This window comes from Streptomyces sp. NPDC001381 (assembly GCF_042895685.1).
Taxonomy (GTDB): Bacteria; Actinomycetota; Actinomycetes; order Streptomycetales; family Streptomycetaceae; genus Streptomyces.
Genome location: NZ_JBIAWO010000005.1, coordinates 79,212 through 97,525 on the forward strand (window position 1 = coordinate 79,212; position 18,314 = coordinate 97,525).

General features: G+C 73.8%; 17 protein-coding genes. 8 read left to right on the forward strand and 9 right to left on the reverse strand.

From position 1 onward, the window contains the following. Positions 1–83: 83 nt before the first annotated feature. Positions 84–560, reverse strand: coding sequence for a winged helix-turn-helix transcriptional regulator (locus tag ACFY2L_RS23115; RefSeq protein WP_390823239.1), 477 nt, complete (start codon positions 558–560; stop codon positions 84–86). A gap of 116 nt (positions 561–676) precedes the next feature. Here ACFY2L_RS23115 and ACFY2L_RS23120 point away from each other — a divergent pair, with 116 nt between their 5' ends. After that, a complete protein-coding gene (locus ACFY2L_RS23120) occupies positions 677–1,846 on the forward strand; it encodes a thiolase family protein (RefSeq protein ID WP_390657221.1) in 1,170 nt (389 codons plus the stop codon). 133 nt (positions 1,847–1,979) lie between these two features. Here the strand turns inward: ACFY2L_RS23120 and ACFY2L_RS23125 are convergent, their stop codons facing one another. After that, entirely contained in the window at positions 1,980–2,786 is an 807-nt protein-coding gene (locus tag ACFY2L_RS23125) for a TVP38/TMEM64 family protein (protein WP_390657222.1), read from the reverse strand. Between the two features lie 49 nt (positions 2,787–2,835). On the opposite strand from ACFY2L_RS23125, the gene ACFY2L_RS23130 reads away from it, so the two are divergent. Beyond that, positions 2,836–3,564, forward strand: a complete 729-nt coding sequence (locus ACFY2L_RS23130; RefSeq protein ID WP_390823240.1) for a DNA alkylation repair protein — start codon at positions 2,836–2,838, stop codon at positions 3,562–3,564. Here the strand turns inward: ACFY2L_RS23130 and ACFY2L_RS23135 are convergent. Continuing rightward, entirely contained in the window at positions 3,561–4,925 is a 1,365-nt protein-coding gene (locus tag ACFY2L_RS23135; RefSeq protein ID WP_390823496.1) for a Fic family protein, read from the reverse strand. The two genes, ACFY2L_RS23130 and ACFY2L_RS23135, sit on opposite strands and share 4 nt — an antisense overlap. Before the next feature lie 339 nt (positions 4,926–5,264). Here ACFY2L_RS23135 and tuf point away from each other — a divergent pair, with 339 nt between their 5' ends. Further along, positions 5,265–6,434 (forward strand): elongation factor Tu, encoded by a 1,170-nt coding sequence (tuf, locus tag ACFY2L_RS23140; RefSeq protein ID WP_390657224.1) that lies wholly within the window; start codon positions 5,265–5,267, stop codon positions 6,432–6,434. Positions 6,435–6,546: 112 nt separating this feature from the next. After that, positions 6,547–7,404 carry a spermidine synthase gene (locus ACFY2L_RS23145; protein WP_390823241.1) on the forward strand — a complete coding sequence of 286 codons (858 nt, stop codon included), beginning with the start codon at positions 6,547–6,549 and terminating at the stop codon, positions 7,402–7,404. 32 nt (positions 7,405–7,436) lie between these two features. On the opposite strand, the gene ACFY2L_RS23150 is transcribed toward ACFY2L_RS23145, so the two are convergent. Then, complete coding sequence (locus tag ACFY2L_RS23150) at positions 7,437–8,735, reverse strand: MFS transporter (RefSeq protein ID WP_390823242.1); 1,299 nt, start codon at positions 8,733–8,735, stop codon at positions 7,437–7,439. 71 nt (positions 8,736–8,806) lie between these two features. Continuing rightward, complete coding sequence (locus tag ACFY2L_RS23155) at positions 8,807–9,832, reverse strand: hypothetical protein (RefSeq protein ID WP_390823243.1); 1,026 nt, start codon at positions 9,830–9,832, stop codon at positions 8,807–8,809. Positions 9,833–10,080: 248 nt separating this feature from the next. Here ACFY2L_RS23155 and ACFY2L_RS23160 point away from each other — a divergent pair, with 248 nt between their 5' ends. Further along, a complete protein-coding gene (locus ACFY2L_RS23160; RefSeq protein ID WP_390657878.1) occupies positions 10,081–10,518 on the forward strand; it encodes a DUF4442 domain-containing protein in 438 nt (145 codons plus the stop codon). A 485-nt stretch (positions 10,519–11,003) separates the two neighbouring features. Here ACFY2L_RS23160 and galU read toward each other — a convergent pair whose 3' ends face one another. Next, positions 11,004–11,945, reverse strand: coding sequence for a UTP--glucose-1-phosphate uridylyltransferase GalU (galU, locus tag ACFY2L_RS23165; protein WP_390823244.1), 942 nt, complete (start codon positions 11,943–11,945; stop codon positions 11,004–11,006). Positions 11,946–12,319: 374 nt separating this feature from the next. On the opposite strand from galU, the gene ACFY2L_RS23170 reads away from it, so the two are divergent. Further along, positions 12,320–14,188, forward strand: coding sequence for an RICIN domain-containing protein (locus tag ACFY2L_RS23170; protein WP_390823245.1), 1,869 nt, complete (start codon positions 12,320–12,322; stop codon positions 14,186–14,188). Between the two features lie 503 nt (positions 14,189–14,691). Here ACFY2L_RS23170 and ACFY2L_RS23175 read toward each other — a convergent pair. Beyond that, positions 14,692–15,096: a hypothetical protein gene (locus ACFY2L_RS23175; protein ID WP_390823246.1), complete on the reverse strand. Its 405-nt coding sequence runs from the start codon at positions 15,094–15,096 to the stop codon at positions 14,692–14,694. Between the two features lie 204 nt (positions 15,097–15,300). Here ACFY2L_RS23175 and ACFY2L_RS23180 point away from each other — a divergent pair, with 204 nt between their 5' ends. Continuing rightward, on the forward strand, positions 15,301–15,945 hold the full coding sequence (locus ACFY2L_RS23180) for a DedA family protein (RefSeq protein ID WP_390657231.1): 645 nt from the start codon (positions 15,301–15,303) through the stop codon (positions 15,943–15,945). 54 nt (positions 15,946–15,999) lie between these two features. Here the strand turns inward: ACFY2L_RS23180 and ACFY2L_RS23185 are convergent, their stop codons facing one another. Continuing rightward, entirely contained in the window at positions 16,000–16,527 is a 528-nt protein-coding gene (locus tag ACFY2L_RS23185) for a gamma carbonic anhydrase family protein (protein ID WP_390657232.1), read from the reverse strand. Positions 16,528–16,637: 110 nt separating this feature from the next. Between ACFY2L_RS23185 and ACFY2L_RS23190 the strand changes: the two genes are divergently transcribed. Then, a complete protein-coding gene (locus ACFY2L_RS23190; RefSeq protein ID WP_390657233.1) occupies positions 16,638–17,402 on the forward strand; it encodes an acyltransferase in 765 nt (254 codons plus the stop codon). 1 nt (position 17,403) lies between these two features. On the opposite strand, the gene ACFY2L_RS23195 is transcribed toward ACFY2L_RS23190, so the two are convergent. Beyond that, complete coding sequence (locus tag ACFY2L_RS23195; RefSeq protein WP_390657234.1) at positions 17,404–18,261, reverse strand: EamA family transporter; 858 nt, start codon at positions 18,259–18,261, stop codon at positions 17,404–17,406. Positions 18,262–18,314: the final 53 nt, after the last annotated feature.

Here is an 18,314-nt window from a genome sequence, read left to right on the forward strand (position 1 = left end):
CGTGCGTCCGCCGCCGACCGCCCGCCGTCCCCGCACGCCTCCGGGCCCGCCGGCGCCGCCGTCGGTCCCGCCCGCCCGCCGGGCTACGCCGCCGTCGGTCCCGCCACCGTCCAGCCCGGAGCCTGCGGGTGGGCGCTGAGGTCCTCGTGGCGGACCGCGTCGCCGCAGGACGAGCAGGTGACCACCGGGACCAGCTCGTCGCCGCAGACGTGCTCGATCACCATGGGGCGGTCGTCGTCACGGAGGTGGCGGTCGCCCCACGCCATGAGGGTCATCAGGACCGGCTCCAGCTCCAGGCCCGCCTGCGTGGGCCGGTACTCGAAGCGCTGCGGACGCTCGCTGTAGACGCGCTTGGTGAGGATCCCGGCGTCGACGAGGCGGCGCAGCCGGGTGGCCAGGATGTCGCGCGGGGCGCCGATGTTGCGCGCCAGTTGGTCGAAGCGGCCGTTGCCGAGGCACACCTCCCGCAGGACGAGCAGGGAGTACTTCTCGCCGACGAGGGCGAGGGTGTCGGCGATCGAGCAGGGGCGCGGCTGTCGGGAGTCCTTAGAGGCGGCCATGCGGATCAGTCTAGGGGAAGGTTGGAAAACCCAACCTTGGCGGGTTGGATTTTCCAACTCACTGGTCTACGGTGAGTTCGGATTTCCTACTCACCAGTAGTCGCGGAGGCCCGCACATGCGTGACGCAGTCATCGTCGAAGCCGTACGCACCCCCATCGGCAAGGGCAAACCGAACGGCTCCCTCGCGCACATCCACCCCGTCGAACTCCTCGCCCACACCCTGCGCGCCCTCGTCGAGCGCTCCGGCGTCGACCCCGCGCTGATCGACGACGTCATCGGCGGCACCGTCGACCAGGTCGGCGAGCAGGCCATGAACACCACCCGCTACGCCCTCCTGTCGGCGGGCTTCCCGGAGACGGTCCCCGCGACCACGGTGGACCGGCAGTGCGGCTCCTCCCAGCAGGCCGTGCACTTCGCGGCCCAGGGGGTCATGTCCGGCGCCTACGACATCGTCGTCGCCTGCGGGGTCGAGTCGATGAGCCGTGTGCCGATGTGGTCGAACGTGCCGCCCGGCAAGGACCCGTTCGGCCCCGGCGTCGCCGAGCGCTACCCGGACGGGCTCGTCCCGCAGGGCATCAGCGCCGAACTCATCGCCGCCAAGTGGTCCCTCACCCGGGAGCGACTGGACGCCTTCGCCGTGTCCTCGCACCACCGGGCCGCCGACGCCTGGCGCACGGGCCTCTTCGACGCCGAGGTCGCACCCCTGGACGGGGTCGCGCGCGACGAGTGCGTACGGCCCGGCAGCACCCCCGAGATCCTCGCCGGGCTCAAGCCCGCCTACCACGACCCGGTGTTCGCCGAACGCTTCCCCCAGATCGAGTGGACCATCACGGCCGGCAACGCCAGTCCCGTCAACGACGGCGCCTCGGCGGTGCTCATCACGTCCGGCGAGACCGCGGCCCGGCTCGGCCTGCGCCCGCTCGCCCGGCTGCACAGTTTCGCGGTCACCGGCTCCGACCCGCTGCTGATGCTCACCGGCGTGATCCCGGCGACCGAGAAGGTGCTGCGCAGGGCCGGTCTGCGCCTCGACGACATCGACCTGTTCGAGGTCAACGAGGCGTTCGCCAGCGTCGTCCTGGCCTGGCACCAGGAGACCGGCGCCGACCTCGCCAAGGTCAACGTGCACGGCGGCGCGATCGCGCTCGGCCATCCGCTCGGCGCGAGCGGCACCCGCCTGACGACGACCCTCGTCCACGCGATGCGCGAACGGGGCGCCCGCTACGCCCTGCAGACGATGTGCGAGGCGGGCGGCCTGGCGAACGCGATGATCCTGGAAGGCGTCTAGGGGGTGTTTCGAAAGTCCTGTGCGGTGCCCGCGGTGTTCGGTGCGTGCCCTCGGCGTGCCGGGCGCCGCGGGTGCTGTGCGGGACTTTCGAAACACCCCCTGGGGCCCACGACGGGCCCCAGGAGCCCGGGAGTCACGGCTTGCGCAGGTGGTGGCGCTTGCGCCAGGCCATCACCGCGCCCGCCACCATGGGCAGGGCGATGCACGCCAGCGCGATCAGGAAGAGCGGCGAGGTCGGGGCCGAGGCACGGGCGCCGGCGACGACATAGGCGGCCGTGTTCGGGATCGAGCCCAGCGCCGTCGCGACCAGGAAGGACACCCAGCCCATCCGGGAGACGGCCGCGCAGTAGTTCACGCCCCAGAACGGCAGCCCGGGGAACAGCCGCGCCGCCAGCATCGAACGCAGCCCGTGCCGGCTCAGCTGACCGTCCGCCGCCTTCAGCAGCCGCCCGCGCAGCAGGGGCCGCAGAGCGTCCTGCCCCAGCACCCGGCCGAGGCCGAAGGCCAGTCCGGCGCCCAGGACCGTGCCCGCCAGCGACGTGGTCAGACCCACCGCCGAGCCGAACAGCGCGCCCGCGGCCAGGTTCAGCAGCGGCCGCGGCACGAACGCCACGGTGCACAGCCCGTACGCCACCGCGAACACGACGGCCGCGGTCGCACCGCCCACCTGCGGCGGCCAGCCTTCGGCGAGGAGCTTCTGCGGCTCGAAGAGCAGCACGCTCGCACCGGCCGCCGCGAGCAGCGCGACCAGCAGCGAGAACCGGGACCAGGGCGACAGCAGCACTCTGCCGAGGCGCGCCAGGGGACGGGCGGGCGCCGCGGCGGCGGGCACGGGGGCGGCGGGCAGGGGGACGACGGGCACGGGAACGAGGAGCTCCGTGGCGGCGGCCCGGGGAGAGGCCGTGGCGGTGCCCCCAGAGCGGGTGGTGGCATCGAGCATCCCGCGACACTAACGGACGGACATGTGTGATCGCCGTATGGTTCGTCTCATGACCGTCACAGGCGCGGGCCCCCTCGACGTGCCGCACAGCGCCCTCGCCGACACCGTGCTGGAGCGCCTCACCGCCGTGTACGCGGGCGCGGCCGACCCCGCCAAGGCGGCTGTCATGCGGGCGTACATGAAGGACGTGGCCCCTTTCCTCGGCCTCCCCACGCCCGAACGCCGCGCCCTGTCCCGCACCGTCCTCGCGGGCACACCCCGCCCCGACGAGGCCGACTGCACGGCCGTCGCCCTGCGCTGCTGGGCCCTGCCGCAGCGTGAGTACCACTACTTCGCCGTCGACTACCTGCGCCGCCACGCGGGCCGCTGCTCGTCGGCGTTCCTTCCGGTGGCCCACCGGCTGATCACCACGACCTCCTGGTGGGACACGGTCGACCTGCTCGCCGCGCACGTCGTCGGAGCACTCGTCGCGGCCGACCCCCGCCTCACCGCCACCATGGACCAGTGGATCGCCGACGAGAACCTGTGGGTCGCCCGCACCGCCCTGCTGCACCAGCTCCGCTACAAGGACCGCACCGACGCCGAACGCCTCTTCGGCTACTGCCTGCGCCAGTCCGGCCACCCGGACTTCTTCGTCCGCAAGGCGATCGGCTGGTGTCTGCGGGAGTACGCCAAGACCGACCCGGAGGCCGTCCGCGCCTTCCTCGCCCGCGAGCGGGGACGGTTCGCGCCGCTGACGGTGCGTGAGGCGCTGAAGAACATCGGGACCGCGGGCTAGGCCGTGTGCCGGCGCCGGCGGGACTCCGCCAGATGCGTGTCGATGTACCGGGTCAGGATCAGCGCGTCCTGGGGGTCGTCGGCCTGGAAGGCGATGCGGCGGAGCAGGAACACCTTGTCGAGCGCGACGCCCTCCCGGGCGAGGACGAAGACCAGGGCGAGAAAGGCGGACCGGGCGTTGCCGTCCTCGAAGGGATGGAAGAAGCAGACGTCCAGGTAGGCGCGGGCGGCGCGCGCGGTCAGGGAGAGGGGCCGGCCGCCGTCCGGCGCGCTCTCGGCCAGGCACGCGTCGAGGCGCGCCCGGGTGTCCGGGCCGATGCCGTACCGTTCCCGGCCGTCCTTGGCGAAGGCGGGCAGGCTGCGGAACGGCGGCGGCTGCGCCGCGCCCAGGACGTGCCGCTGCCAGCCGCGCAGCAGTTCGAAGTCGAGCGGGGCGCCGCGCGCCGCGTCGGCCCGGACCAGCTCCAGAGCGGCGAGCAGGCCTTCGGCGCGGGCGGGGTCCAGCGCGCCGTCGAAGGCGCGGATGTCCTCCGCCGCGCCGTCCAGCGACAGGGGCACCGGTCCCGCCGCGTCACCCCCGTCCGGAGCCTGTGGCCAGGGCACGTCCTCGCGCACCGCGAGCCAGGTGCGCAGGTGGTCGGGCGCGGGCCCGGCGGACCACCCGCCGTCGTCCGGCCGCAGCGACAGCGCGAGCTGCTCGGCGACGTCGTCCAGCAGCGGCCTGTCGGGGCCGGTCCAGCTCCGGAACCGTCCGCCGATGGCTCGGCCGACCAGTTTCTCCGCGTGGTCGGGCGCGACTCCCCAGCGGCCGAGGAACCAGGTGAGCACCTGGTGGCAGTGCCCGTACCAGCCGCTTCCGCAGCCGGTGCGGTCGGTCACCTGCAGGATCAGGTTGCGGGCGGCGCACTCCCACAGGATGCGCTGGTCCTCGACCGACTCCAGTTCCAGCGGGGACGCCTCGAACCACCCGGCGAGACTCTCCAGCCACGCGCGCCACTCGCGCAGTCCCGCGACGACACGGCCGAGCGTCTCTTCCGGGGTGGTGACCGAGTGTGAAGGGCAGCACCAGCTCCCGACCGGCCCCCCGTCGAAGTCCCCCTCGTCGTGCGCCCAGCGCCAGCCCACGGCCCAGCGGCCGTAGTGTCCGACGAGGGCGTGCGACATGGCGTCGGCCCAGGGCCGGGCCTCGTCCCAGGCCCAGTCGTTCCTCGCCGGGCCGGCGGGCGAGACGTCGGCGCGGCATGGCACCCGCCGGGCCGGGCCGAGCGCGCGCACCACCCGCGCCGCCGACGCGCCGTCGAAGGGATGACGGGCGGGATCCACCTCGTCCCAGCTCAGACGGTGCGGGGACAGCTCAAGCATCACCGCGCAAACATGCCACGGCCACCCGGCGCCCGTTCAAGTGAATTACGGCCGCCGGCGGGGAGCCCCGTCGTCGGGGTGCGCCGAAAACCATTCGACACCGAACGAACCGGCGGCAATGATCGGCACCATGTTCCGGTTCGCCTTCGTCGTCGCAGCATCCGCCGTCGCGGATGCCCCGAAGGCTGCCGTCCCGCTGTTCCTGGCCGCCGTCGACGGCGCCCGAAGCTGACCCTCCCCGGATCGCCCGGCGGACCCCGCAGGGGGAGGGTCGGGCGGTTTCCCGGGGTCCCCGTCTCCCGCCGGAGATCTTCCACGCAGACGCTGCGAGGTACAGCCATGCCCAAGACCGCGTACGTACGCACCAAGCCGCACCTCAACATCGGCACCATGGGGCACGTCGACCACGGCAAGACCACCCTGACCGCCGCCATCACCAAGGTCCTCGCCGACCGGGGCGCCGGCACCTTCGTGCCCTTCGACCGCATCGACCGCGCCCCCGAGGAGGCGGCGCGCGGCATCACCATCAACATCGCGCACGTCGAGTACGAGACCGACACCCGGCACTACGCGCACGTCGACATGCCGGGCCACGCCGACTACGTCAAGAACATGGTCACCGGCGCCGCCCAGCTCGACGGCGCGATCCTCGTCGTCTCCGCGCTCGACGGGATCATGCCGCAGACCGCCGAACACGTCCTGCTCGCCCGGCAGGTGGGCGTCGACCACATCGTGGTCGCCCTCAACAAGGCCGACGCGGGCGACGAGGAGCTCATCGACCTGGTCGAGCTGGAGGTCCGCGACCTGCTCACCGAGCACGGCTACGGCGGCGACGCCGCGCCCGTCGTACGGGTCTCGGGGCTGAAGGCCCTGGAGGGCGACCCGCGCTGGACCGCGTCGATCGACGCGCTGCTCGACGCGGTGGACACGTACGTCCCGATGCCCGAGCGGTACCTGGACGCGCCGTTCCTGCTGTCCGTGGAGAACGTCCTCACCATCACGGGACGGGGGACCGTGGTCACCGGTGCGGTGGAACGGGGGACGCTGCGCCTGGGGGAACCGGTCCACGTGCTCGGGGCCGGACTCGACACCGTGGTGACGGGGATCGAGACCTTCGGGAAGCCGATGCGGGAGGCGCAGGCCGGGGACAACGTGGCGCTGCTGCTGCGGGGCGTGCCGCGGGACGCCGTCCGGCGGGGGCATGTGGTGGCGGCACCGGGGAGCGTCAGCCCGAGTCGCCGGTTCACGGCGCAGGTGTATGTGCTGTCGGCGCGTGAAGGGGGCCGTACGACGCCTGTCTCGACCGGGTACCGGCCGCAGTTCTACATCCGTACGGCGGACGTCGTGGGGGACGTGGACCTGGGCGAGGCGGCGGTGGCGAGGCCCGGGGAGCGCGTGCTGATGACCGTCGAACTGGGGCGGGAGGTGCCGCTGGAACCGGGGCTCGGGTTCGCCATCCGTGAGGGCGGGCGGACCGTGGGGGCGGGGACCGTGACCGCCGTTCTGTGAGGGTGCCCGTGGGGTGCGGGGGCCGCGGACCGGCCCGGGGCCGGTCGCGCGGTTTCCCGCGCCCTCCCGGCGGACCCGCACGCGGACGTCGGACCGACTCCCTCCCGGCACAATGGGGAACGTGAACGACGAGCCCATACCCGTCACCCGCGCTGTCGACCACGGTACTGCCAAGCTGATGCCCGACGTCGACCGGGAGCGGGCCTGGCTGCTGACGGTGGACGGGGCGCCGCAGTCGTACGTGGACCTGGACGCGCCGACCCATCTGGAGTTCGAGTACGCGCGACGGCTCGGGCATGTCCTGGACACCGTCGCCGAGGCGGGACGCCCGCTGGACGTGCTGCATCTCGGCGGCGGGGCGCTCACGCTGCCCCGCTACCTGGCCGTGACCCGGCCGGGCTCGCGCCAGGACGTCGTCGACGCCGACCGGGGGCTGCTGGAACTGGTCGTCGAGCACCTGCCGCTCCCGGACGGCGCCGGCGTCGCGCTGCACACGGCCGACGCCCGGGCCTGGCTGGAGGCGGCCCCGGACCACTCCGCCGACGTGCTCGTCGCCGACGTCTTCGGGGGTTCCCGGGTCCCCGCCCATCTGACGTCCCTCGCGTACGCCCGAGAGGCCGGACGGGTCCTGCGGGCCGACGGCGTATACCTCGCCAACCTCGCCGACGCGGCGCCCTTCGCCTTCCTGCGGTCCCAACTGGCCAATTTCGCCGCGGTGTTCGAAGAGCTCGTACTAATCGCCGAGCCGGCCGTCCTGCGCGGCCGCCGCTTCGGCAACGCGGTCCTCGTCGCCGCGCACCACCCCGTCGACGTGACCGCCCTGGCCCGGCGCACCGCCTCGGACGCCTTCCCGGCCCGGGTGGAACACGGCCCAGGGCTGCGGCGGTTCATCGGTGACGCGCGTCCGGTGCGCGACGAGGACGCCGTACCGTCACCCGAGCCACCGGAGGGCGCGTTCGGCATCGGCTGAACCGGCCGCCCCTCGTGACCGGGCCCCGGGTCCTACGGAACCAGGTCCCGCTCGCTCTCCGGCCTCGGGTCCGTGGCAGGGGTCCCCCGGGTCACCCGCTTCGTGCGGCGGGTCAGGTTGCGCACGTCCGGTACGCACAGCACCGCGGCCGTGACGACGACGACCAGGGTGGCGCAGCCCCACAGGGAGGCCGCGCGGCCGAAGGCGGACTCGGCCGGTCCCGCGAGGGCCGTCGCGACCGGGACCATCGCCACCGAGCCGAACCAGTCGTAGGCGGAGACACGGGACAGCTTGTCCTCGGGGATCTCCTGGTGCAGCGCGGTCATCCAGGAGACGCCGAACACCTCCAGGGTCACACCGGTGGTGAACATCACCGCGCACAGGACGCCGACCGGCACCGGGACGGCGAGCGCGGCGGACGGCAGGGCCAGCGGGAAGACGCACAGGGTGCCGGCGAGGAGGAGACGGCGCGGCTTCCAGCGGGTCATCAGGAGCGCGCCGACGACCGTGCCGGCGCCGAAGAAGCCCAGGGCGAGGCCCCAGGGGCCCGGCCCGCCCAGATGGTCCCGGGCGACGAGGGGCCCGTAGACGGCGTCCGCCGCGCCCACGACCGCGTTCGCCAGGGAGAACTGCAGCACGATGCCCCACAGCCAGGGGCGGCTGCGGAACTCCTGCCAGCCCTCCCGGAGGTCGGCGAGCATCCCGCCGCCCGGTTCGCGCAGGGGGACGTGCCGCACGTCGAGCAGCGAGCGCAGCGAGCCCGCGAGCGCGAAGGCGGCCGCGTCCGCCGCGAGCACCCAGCCGGGGCCGATCACGGCGACCATCGCGCCGCCGAGGGCCGCGCCGCCCAGGGCCGCGCCCTGCATCGCCATCCGGAACACCGCGAACGCCCGCCCGGCCTGCTCTCCCCGGACGGAGGACATCAGCATGCCCTCGGCGGCGGGGGAGAAGAACGCCTGGCCGGTGCCGCCGAGCGCGGTCAGCAGCATCATCTGCCAGAGCCGGGGATCGCCGAGCAGGACCAGGGCGGCGAAGGCGCCCTGCGACAGGAAGTTCAGGGCGTTGGCGGCGACCATCACCCGGTGCCGGGGCAGCCGGTCGGCGACCGCGCCGCCGATCAGCAGGAACAGCACGAGCGGTACGGTGCGGGCGGCGGCCACCAGACCCACGTCGCCGCCGTCGCCGCCCGAGTCCAGGACGGCGAACGCGGCGGCGATGAGCGCACCGTGACTGCCCAGGTTCGTCACGAACGCGGCGGCGGTCAGCAGGCTGTAGTTGCGGCCCGCCCACGCGGGTCTGCGCAGGCGGCGGGCGTCGGCGGAAGGGGTCACCGGCCGACTGTCCCCGCCCGCGCCCCGGTCTGCCAACCGGATTGCCCGTCAGAATCGCTCCGCCGGTCCGCTCAGTTCGCCGTGGGCTCGCCGTGCCACCGCACGGTGCTCAGGATCTTCATGACCGTGGCCTTCGGGACCTCGTCCTTCACGCCCTTGGCGCCGTACCAGTTCCAGGACACGTAGTCGCCCTGCGAGTTCTTGAAGCCGAACGTGATCGCCTTGCCGTCGCTGTCGCACTTGCCCTTCTGGGGCGTGTTCGTCGACTGGGCCCAGGCGTAGCTGCCCTTGATGCCGGACGCGGTGGTGAAGGCGGTCGCCTTCTCGTCGTAGCTGATGCTCTTCTTGTCCGGCTCGGTGTAACCGCCGAAGACCCACCACGCCGGGGTGTTGAGGGCGATCTCGTCGGTGTTCTTGGCCCCTTCGGCACCCTTGGTGCCGGCCATCGCCAGCGGCGTGTAGTCCGTCTTGCCGTCCTTGTCGCCGTCCGTGCCGCACCACTTGGACTTGTACTCGGCGGTGCCCGACATCAGGATCGAGCCGTAGCCGCTGGGCTCCTCCTTGTCCTCCCACTCGAAGCCCTGGCCGAGGCCCGGCTTCTGGACCTCCCAGTCGGCCGGCACGTCGAAGGCGAGGCCCCACTTGGGGTTCACCACGACCTTCCAGCCGGAGACGGTCGCCTGCTCCTCCTCGTCGTCGCGCGGGTTGTCGTCCGTGCCGGTGGAGGCGGACGCGGAGGCGGAGGCCGAGGCGGAGGCGCTGCCCTTGGCCGCCCCGGCCGGCTTGTCGTCCTCGCCGCCCAGCACCAGGAACCCGGTGACACCGGCGGTCACGACGACGGCCGTGGCCGCGACGATCGCGACCACCTTGGTGCGGTTGCCCCCGCCCCCGCCGCCGGGCTGCGGCTGCGGCGCGCCCGCGGCGGTCGGGGCGCCCCACTGCGCCTGCTGCGCATAGGGGTTGGGCTGCTGGTACCCCGGTTGCTGATAGCCGGGCTGCTGATAGGGATTCGGCTGCTGGTATCCCGGCTGCTGGTACGGATTGTTCTGCGCCTGCGGGTTCTGCTCTCCCCCGGGCGGCTGGTTTCCTGGCCACATGGCGAGAAACCCTAGTGCCGTCCGGGACACGGTGGGGTCACCGCCCCTTGTCAGGGCCGTACCGAATCAGCAGCCGGCGGGCTCGCAGACGCGAACCGTGCCCGTGATCTTCCGGATTGTGCTCTTCTCCGCGCGTGCGGCGCGGTCGCTCTCCTGGTCGCGGGGCCGGCAGGCGTACGGCGGTCATCACGCGGGCCTGGTCAGCTGAGGCTACTCATGGGTAACATCCCGGCATGAGCGCAGACCAGATGTCCATCGGCGAGATGCTCGCCGCCACGGTGCCCATGGCCCGGACCCTCAACCTCGAGTTCCTCGAGACCAGCCGGGACCGGGCCGTCGTCGCCCTGCCGGACCAGAGCGACTACCACAATCACGTGGGCGGCCCGCACGCCGGTGCGATGTTCACGCTCGGTGAGTCCGCCAGCGGCGCGATCGTGCTGGCCGCGTTCGGCGACCAGCTCTCGCGCGCCGTGCCGCTCGCCGTCAGCGCCCAGATCGCCTACAAGAAGCTCGCGATGGGTCCCGTCACCGCCACCGCGACCCTGGGCCGCCCGGCCGCCGAGGTCGTCGCGCAGCTCGACGCGGGGGAGCGTCCCGAGTTCCCGGTGACGATCGAGATCCGCCGCGCCGACGGCGCCGTCACCGGCGAGATGACCGTCGTGTGGACACTCCGCCCCAACGGCTGAGCGACACCGACGCGTCAGGGGCGCGTACGGCGGCGCAGGGGTACGTCGGCACCGGGCCCCGCCGTTTCCGGCCTCGCCGTCGCTTTCGGCTGCCGTCCGCTCTCGGGCTGCCGTCGCAGGGCTGCCGTCCGTTGCCGGGCGTCGCCGTCGCTGGGCTGCCGTCCGCTTCGGACCGCCGTCGTCCACAGTGACTGTCGTCTTCGTTCCGGGTGGTCACCGGGCCTGCCGTTTCCGGGGCCGCCAGGCCCCGTCGTCACCGGGCCCGTCGTCACCCGGCCGCCGTCGGCTCCTGGCCTCGTCGTCCTCGGGCCCCGTGGTTCCTCGCTCCGCCGTCACCCGGCCCCGCAGTCGCCGGCCCGTCCCGCCCTGGCCCGACCGTCGGCGCGCCCGTCGCCGGACCGTCGGCCCGCGACCTGCCCGTCGCCGGACGTCGGCCGGCGGACAGGCGGTCGGCGGACGGAAGGTCCGGGGGCGGGGCGAGGGTGTCAGGCGGCGAGCTGCTCGTGGTCGGTCGGGCCGCCGTTCTCCAGCTCCGCCACGAAGTCCTTGAGCCAGGCCACGAACTCCGGCCCCAGGTCCGGCCGGTCGCAGGCCAGCCGGACCACCGTGCGCAGGTAGTCGGCCTTGTCGCCGGTGTCGTAGCGGCGGCCGGAGAAGACCACGCCGTGGACCGTGCCGTCCGCGGCCAGTTCCTGAAGGGCGTCGGTGAGCTGGATCTCGCCGCCGCGGCCGGGCCCGGTGCGTTCCAGGACGTCGAAGACGGCCGGGTCCAGGACATAGCGCCCGATGACGGCGTAGCGGCTGGGCGCGACCTCCCGCGCCGGCTTCTCCACCAGTCCGGTGACCCGTACGACGCCGTCCTCGCCGGTCGGTTCGACGGCCGCGCAGCCGTAGAGGTGGACCTGCTCCGGAGGGACCTCCATCAGGGCGACGACGCTGCCGGCGTGCCGGTCGCGGACCTCCAGCATCCGGCTGAGCAGGGTGTCGCGCGGGTCGATGAGGTCGTCGCCGAGGAGGACGGCGAAGGGCTGGTCGCCGACGTGGTGGCGGGCGCACAGCACCGCGTGGCCGAGCCCGAGCGGGTCGCCCTGCCGGATGTGGTGGATGTCGGCGAGCCGGGCCGCGTCGCGCACCGCGTCCAGCCGTACGGTGTCGCCCTTGGCCGCGAGGGCCTGCTCCAGCTCGAAGGCGTGGTCGAAGTGGTCCTCGATGGCCCGCTTGTGCCGGCCGGTGACCATCAGGATGTCGTCCAGACCGGCCGCGGCGGCCTCCTCGACTACGTACTGGATGGCCGGCTTGTCGACGACCGGCAGCATTTCCTTCGGGGTGGCCTTCGTCGCGGGCAGGAAGCGGGTGCCGAGGCCCGCCGCCGGGACGACCGCCTTGCGGACCGTGGGTGCGGAGTGGGGGGTACTCATGTGGATCATGTTGGACGAACGGGATGGGAGTATCCCGAGAGCCGCATTTGAGATTCCTGTGGAGTGAGTCCGGTGCCGGTACTTTGCAGATTCCGTGTACCAACCGGCTTTGCCCGTACACAAGTTGAGTCGCCGAGTCCGGCCGCATTTCGAATGCGGGTGCGGATACCGCCGGTAACTTATCTGAAATTCCCGCGCTTTGAACTTGGGTCGATCTGACGCCTTGTTTCCTGTGATGTGCGTGTGCGAAGGTGAGCCTCCCCTTGCGGCCGGGCCGGTCGATCCCCATCCGGCCAGGTCAAAGGTCCGCACCAATCAGCCACCTGCTTTCCGGCGGACGCGCCATTCGCGTACGTCCCGTCGGCTTGGAAGGAAATGGTTCCGTGCAGTCCCCGAACCCCCCGCGACCCCCTTACCCGCCCCGTCCCGGATGGCACCCCGGCGATTCCGACCCCCACCTCGTCGCCCGGCTGGCCCAGGGTGACGGAAGCGGTCGCGCGGTCGCCCTGCTGCTAGCCCGGCACTGGCGGGCCGCCGAGGAATACGCGGCGGTCTGCCTGGCCGACACCGGCGACTCGGCGCGGCTCGTGGCCGCCGCCGCGTTCCACACGGTGTTCGGCCGGCTCGCCGACGGGCGTCGCGGAGGAGCCCTGCGGCCCCAACTCCTCATCGCCGTGAGGAACACGGTCCGGGAATGGGCCGGGGACGAAGGACTTTCCGGGTTCCTGCCGGAGTTGCGCAAAACCGTCGGCGGCCGCGGACTGCGTGCCGCACGGCCCGTCACCCCCGAAAGGCGGCAACTCGCCGAGCGTGCTTTCTCCTTGCTTCCGGCGGCCTCCCAATGCCTGCTGTGGCACACCGAGGTGGAGGCGGAACCCATATCCGTGCCGGCCGCTCTGCTGGGCGTGGACGACATCACGGCGACGGCCGGACTGGAACAGGCCCGCGAGCAATTCCGGGCGGGCTGCGTCCGCGCCCACCGCGAACTCGCGCCCACCCCCGAATGCCGCTTCTACAACCGCCTCCTCGACGTTCCCCTGCGCCGCGGCGGAACCCTGCTGCCCGACGTCCGCAGCCATCTCGCGCACTGCCGCTTCTGCCGGCACGCCGCCGAACAGCTCAGCCACTTCGACGGCGGACTGGACGCCCTGCTCGCCGAGACCGTGCTGGGCTGGGGAGCCCACCGCTACCTCGGCTCACGCCCCGCCCGCGCCGCGTCCGCCCGCCGTCCGGCCGGGCCCGCTCCGACGCGCCCGGCCGGACGTCATCGCACCACGTCGGCCGGGCTCCTCGCCCTGCCGGGCGGGCGGCGTTCCACCGCCGTGCTCGTCGGCGTCGGCCTGACCTCCCTCGTCCTGCTGGCGACCGTCCTCGCGGCCAGGAGCTGGTCCGACGACAACGGTGTCCCCGCCTCCCGCGCCACCTGGGGCGCGCCGGCCGGCGGCACCAAGGGCCCGGGCGCCGACGACCGCCCGCCCTCCGGCTCGCCCTCGGCCGCCTCCGCCGCCCGCTCCGGGGAGGTCGCCCGGGGCCGGCTGCGCGGTGCGGTGACGGGGCGCTGCCTCGACGTGGCGGGCGGCAGCGTCCGGTCCGGTGCGCCTGCCGTCCTGGCGGCCTGCTCCTCGGCCGCCTCCCAGCAGTGGTCGTACCGGGACGACGGGCTGCTGCGCAGCGCCGCCGCCCCCACCCTGTGCCTCGCCGCCGACACCGGCCGTGCGCCGGCCGCGCCGGCCGCGCCGGCCGGCTGCGTGGTGCATCCCGGCGAGGTCTTCTTCGACCTGACCGTCCGCGGCGAACTGCTGCTGCGCCGGGACGGAGATCTGGTCGTCGCCCCCGGCACCGGCGCTGCCCGGGCGAAGGTCGTGGTCGCGCGACGGGACGGTTCCGAACGCCAGCGCTGGGTGTTCGACACGGCCGGCACCGGCGGGCCCGGCGGCGCGCGCGATCCCGGCGGCGGGACGGGCGGCGCGGGGACGGGGCCCACGCCGGCTCCCGAGGGGCGGACACCGGTGGAGCCGTCGGCGGCGCCCACCGCCCCGCCGCGCTCCCGCGGCACCGGCCCGGCGCCCACCGGGCCCACGCCGGGCGGGTCCGGGACGGTTCCCCGGGACTCGGGGCCCGAGACGAGGATCGCCGAGGTCGGCTGCTGCGGAGCGCCCGAGCCGGCCGGGGACCGCCACCACCCCTTGCCGGCCCCCGTCGACGCGATCGCCGACACCGTCGCGGACGTGACGACGGCACTCGGCCGCTGAACCGAACGCCCGCGGAACCGGCCGCACGCCCGTGCCGCGGCCGACGACGCCCCCCCCGCCGAGGCTCGCCCCGACGCCCGGCAGCACGCACCCTCACCCCGTGCTGCGCCCACCCCGTGCTGCGCCCACCCCGTGCTGCGCCCGCCCCGGGCTGCGTCCGCCCCGGGCGCCAGGCCCGGCGCGTAATCTCTCCCCGCGCTTCGCCCGGTCCGAGCGGCCGCGCTCGGCACGCCCCGGGCGCGAGGTACCCCTATGGCCGCGCTGGGCCCTGTCGTCACATTCCCGTCTGCCGCGGGACGCCCGGCACGATCCCCCTCTGCATCGAGGGCGTGGGAGGGACCCGCACTCGCCGCACCGGCCGGCAGCCCGAGTACGTCCAGTACACGGGCTCCCGGGCGGCGCGCCGAGAGCACGCTCCCCCACGCTCGGCTTCGCTCGCGCGGGAGGGGCCCCCACGACGCCGCACGGCCGCCCTCCCGGCGACGGGAATGTGACCACAGGGCCTAGGAGGCGCAGAGGTCCCTCAGTTCGGCGGCCGCCTTGTCGATCCTGTTCGCGTCCGGTGTGCGGCCGTCGAGGATGTCCTGGTTGTAGTCCCGTATCGCCCGGTGGAGGTCGTTCACCGCCCTGCCGGCCTCGGTGTCGTCCGAGCCGTCGTCGATCTCGTCGAGGTTCTTCTCGATCGTGGCGATGGAGTCCCCGGTCCTCGACGGGTCCTCGATCGCGTCCGCTCCGGCCTCGTCGATCGCCGTGATGCTCCGCGCGACGGCGTCGGCGTGCGGGAGGCAGTCGGCCGAGTCGCCGAACTCGCAGCCGGTGAGCAGTCCGGTGGTCAGCGCGGCCGCCGCCGCGACGGCGGAGACGACGGCGGTACGGCGACGGCGACGGCGTCGACGGTTCACGGGCATGGAGGGGGTCCCTTCTTCGCTGCTGCTTCGCGCTGCTGTGGTCACCGACCACGATCACGCGGGCCGCGGCACCGTCACGAGGGACCGCACCCCCCGATCCGTGGTGGAGTCCGCTCCACCACGGATCCCGGGCGGGCCCGGCCGACCCGGTAGGCTTCCCGGCAGCACGCGACGTTCAAGGAATGCCAAAGGGGAGGACCGCCGGTGCACGTCCAGGAGTGGCTCGACACGGTGCCCGCGGCGGCCGTCTACGCCGTGGTCGGCCTGGTCATCGGGCTGGAGAGCCTCGGCATCCCGCTGCCCGGCGAGATCATCCTGGTCTCGGCCGCGCTGCTGTCCTCCCAGCACGGCGGCATCAACCCCGTGGTCCTGGGCACCGTCGCCTCCGCCGGTGCCGTGATCGGCGACTCGATCGGCTACGCCATCGGCCGCAAGGGCGGGCGCCCGCTGCTGGCCTGGCTCGGCAAGAAGTTCCCGAAGCACTTCGGCGAGGCGCACATCGCCACGGCCGAGCGGTCCTTCGAGAAGTGGGGCATGTGGGCCGTCTTCTTCGGCCGCTTCATCGCCCTGCTCCGCATCTTCGCCGGCCCGCTCGCGGGCGTGCTGCACATGCCGTACTGGAAGTTCCTCATCGCCAACGTGCTGGGCGGGATCGTCTGGGCGGGCGGGACGACGGCCGTCATCTACTACGTCGGGGTGGTCGCGGAGTCCTGGCTGAAGAGGTTCTCCTGGCTGGGGCTGGTGCTGGCGGTGCTGATCGGCCTCACGTCCTTCCTGGTCGTCAGGCGCAAGGCGAGGAAGGCCCAGGCCGCGCAGCAGGAACCGGAGCCGGTGCCCGCCGGGGAGTGACGCCCGCCCCGAGCGGCGCCGGCGACCGCGCGGCCGGCCACCCCGGAGCCGCGGTCAGCGATGCAGCTCTCCGTGGGCCTTCGCGAGCTCCGCGTACAGGGTGCCGTTCAGGGTGACGCCCTGCCGCTCCTCCTCCGTCAGCTCCCGCCTGACCTTGGCCGGCACCCCGGCCACCAGCGACCCCGGCGGCACCTCCATCCCCTGCGGGACCAGAGCCTGCGCGGCGACGAGTGAACCCTCCCCGATCACCGCCCCGTTGAGCACCGTCGCCCCCATCCCGATCAGACAGTCGTCCCCGACGGTCGCCCCGTGCACGACCGCGTTGTGGCCGACGGACACCCGCTCGCCGACGGTGACCGGGAAGCCGGGGTCGGCGTGCAGGGTCACGTTGTCCTGGATGTTGGCGTCGCGCCGGACGGTGATCCGCTCGACGTCACCCCGCACGACCGCCCCGTACCAGACGCTCGCCCCCGCCTCCAGCGTCACGTCCCCGACGACCGCGGCCGTCGGCGCCACGAAGGCCTCCTCGTCGACCTTCGGTTCCCTGCCGCCGATGCCCACGATCAGCGCCCTGTGCGTCATCACCGTCTCCTCGTGTCCGTCGTACCGTCGCACCGTACGCCACCCCGGTGGGGCGAAGATCACAGGCCTCCGGCCGTATCCCCGCACCGGGCGCTGAGTACGGTGAGCGGGTGCCGAAGCGCAAGAACACGTTCTCATCCTGGCGGGGCCGCCTCGCGCAGCGCGCCGTCCACGCGGGCTGGGCCTGGGTGCAGCGCGCCGGCTCCGTCACCGCCGAGCACCCCGGACGCTTCCGCTTCGGCTCGATCGGACCGGCGACCCGGCTCGCCTTCCCGCTCGGCACCGTCTTCGGCGAGCCCTGGATCCACCTCGGCTCCCACTGCATCGTCGGCGAACAGGTCACCCTGACGGCCGGCCTGATGCCCGACCTCGACCTGGGCCCCGACCCGATCCTGCGCATCGGCGACGGGGTCGTCCTGGGCCGCGGCAGCCATGTCATCGCCGACACCACGGTCACCATCGGCAGTGACTGCTACTTCGGCCCGTACGTCTACGTCACCTCCACGAACCACTCCTACGACGATCCGCACGAGCCCATCGGCAAGCAGTGGCCGCGCATGGAGCCCGTGGAGATCGGCCCCGGGTGCTGGATCGGCACCGGCGCGGTGATCCTGCCGGGGGCGCGGATCGGGCGGAACGTCGTGGTCGCGGCGGGGGCCGTGGTGCGCGGGACCGTCCCCGACCACGCCGTCGTGGCGGGCGCGCCCGCCCGAGTCGTACGACGGTGGACTCCCGGCGAGGGCTGGCAGCCGCCGCTGCGCACCCCGGCGCCGGTGCCGATCCCGGACGGGGTCACCCCGGACCAGCTGGTCGCGCTGTCGGACCTCGACGAGGAGACGGTGCAGAAGCTGGCGCAGCTGGAGCCCGAGGGCTGACTCAGCCGGTCGCGAGCAGCAGCGTGCCGACCAGCGCCAGCCCCGCGCCCGCCGCCTGCACGGCCCGCAGCCGCTCCCGCAGGAAGCCGCGCGCGGCCAGGGCGGTCACCACGGGGTACAGGGAGGCGAGCACGGCGGCCACGGTCACCGGGCCGTGCTGGGCGGCGACCGCGTAGGTGCCGTTGGCGGCGACGTCGGCGAGCCCGACGAAGGCGTACGCCGGCAGCGCGGCCCAGGACAGCCCGCCCTCGGGGAGCGCGGGCGTGCCGCGCCGGACCGTGGCGTACAGGACGGCGCCGCCCACCGCCGCACTGGTCACGCGCTGCACGAAGAGGGCGAGGAACAGGCCGGTGACGGTCGTCGACGCCTCGGCGATCAGCACGAACACCGTGCCGAAGCCGAGTGCCGCGACCAGTGTGAGCAGCACCGCCCGCCGCTGGACCGCCGCGCCGCGCAGCTGCGGACCGCCCGCCAGGACGACGCCCACGACCGCGACCGCGATGCCCGCGACCTGGACCAGCCCGGGGCGCTCGCCGAGGAACAGCCCGACCGAGACCGGGACGGCCACGCTCAGGGTGGCCAGCGGGGAGACCACACCCATCGGGCCGAGCGCCAGCGCCTGGTAGAAGGCGAGCAGGGCGACCGGGCCGGCCAGACCGGCGGCGACCGCGAACCACAGGCGCGGCCCCGCCTCGCTCCAGCCGCCGCCGGCGACCACGACCGCGCCGAGGACGACCGCCGCGATCGACTGCGACACGACGACCACGGTCAGGGCCGGGGCGCGACGGGTCAGCAGCCCGCCGCCGAAGTCGGCCAGGCCCCACAGCAGGCTGGTGGCCAGGGCGAAGAGTGCTGTCACGGTCCCTCGCAGTACAGTTCGGTGCACGATCAGGTGCACCCCACCGTAGTTCA

What these genes read in the sequence shown, in the direction of transcription:
- ACFY2L_RS23115 (WP_390823239.1), bottom strand. Translation starts at nt 560, where the DNA reads ATGGCCGCCTCTAAGGACTCCCGACAGCCGCGCCCCTGCTCGATCGCC.
- ACFY2L_RS23120 (WP_390657221.1), top strand. Translation starts at nt 677, where the DNA reads ATGCGTGACGCAGTCATCGTCGAAGCCGTACGCACCCCCATCGGCAAG.
- ACFY2L_RS23125 (WP_390657222.1), bottom strand. Translation starts at nt 2,786, where the DNA reads ATGCTCGATGCCACCACCCGCTCTGGGGGCACCGCCACGGCCTCTCCC.
- ACFY2L_RS23130 (WP_390823240.1), top strand. Translation starts at nt 2,836, where the DNA reads ATGACCGTCACAGGCGCGGGCCCCCTCGACGTGCCGCACAGCGCCCTC.
- ACFY2L_RS23135 (WP_390823496.1), bottom strand. Translation starts at nt 4,925, where the DNA reads ATGCTTGAGCTGTCCCCGCACCGTCTGAGCTGGGACGAGGTGGATCCC.
- tuf (WP_390657224.1), top strand. Translation starts at nt 5,265, where the DNA reads ATGCCCAAGACCGCGTACGTACGCACCAAGCCGCACCTCAACATCGGC.
- ACFY2L_RS23145 (WP_390823241.1), top strand. Translation starts at nt 6,547, where the DNA reads ATGGGGAACGTGAACGACGAGCCCATACCCGTCACCCGCGCTGTCGAC.
- ACFY2L_RS23155 (WP_390823243.1), bottom strand. Translation starts at nt 9,832, where the DNA reads ATGTGGCCAGGAAACCAGCCGCCCGGGGGAGAGCAGAACCCGCAGGCG.
- ACFY2L_RS23160 (WP_390657878.1), top strand. Translation starts at nt 10,081, where the DNA reads ATGTCCATCGGCGAGATGCTCGCCGCCACGGTGCCCATGGCCCGGACC.
- galU (WP_390823244.1), bottom strand. Translation starts at nt 11,945, where the DNA reads ATGATCCACATGAGTACCCCCCACTCCGCACCCACGGTCCGCAAGGCG.
- ACFY2L_RS23175 (WP_390823246.1), bottom strand. Translation starts at nt 15,096, where the DNA reads ATGCCCGTGAACCGTCGACGCCGTCGCCGTCGCCGTACCGCCGTCGTC.
- ACFY2L_RS23185 (WP_390657232.1), bottom strand. Translation starts at nt 16,527, where the DNA reads ATGACGCACAGGGCGCTGATCGTGGGCATCGGCGGCAGGGAACCGAAG.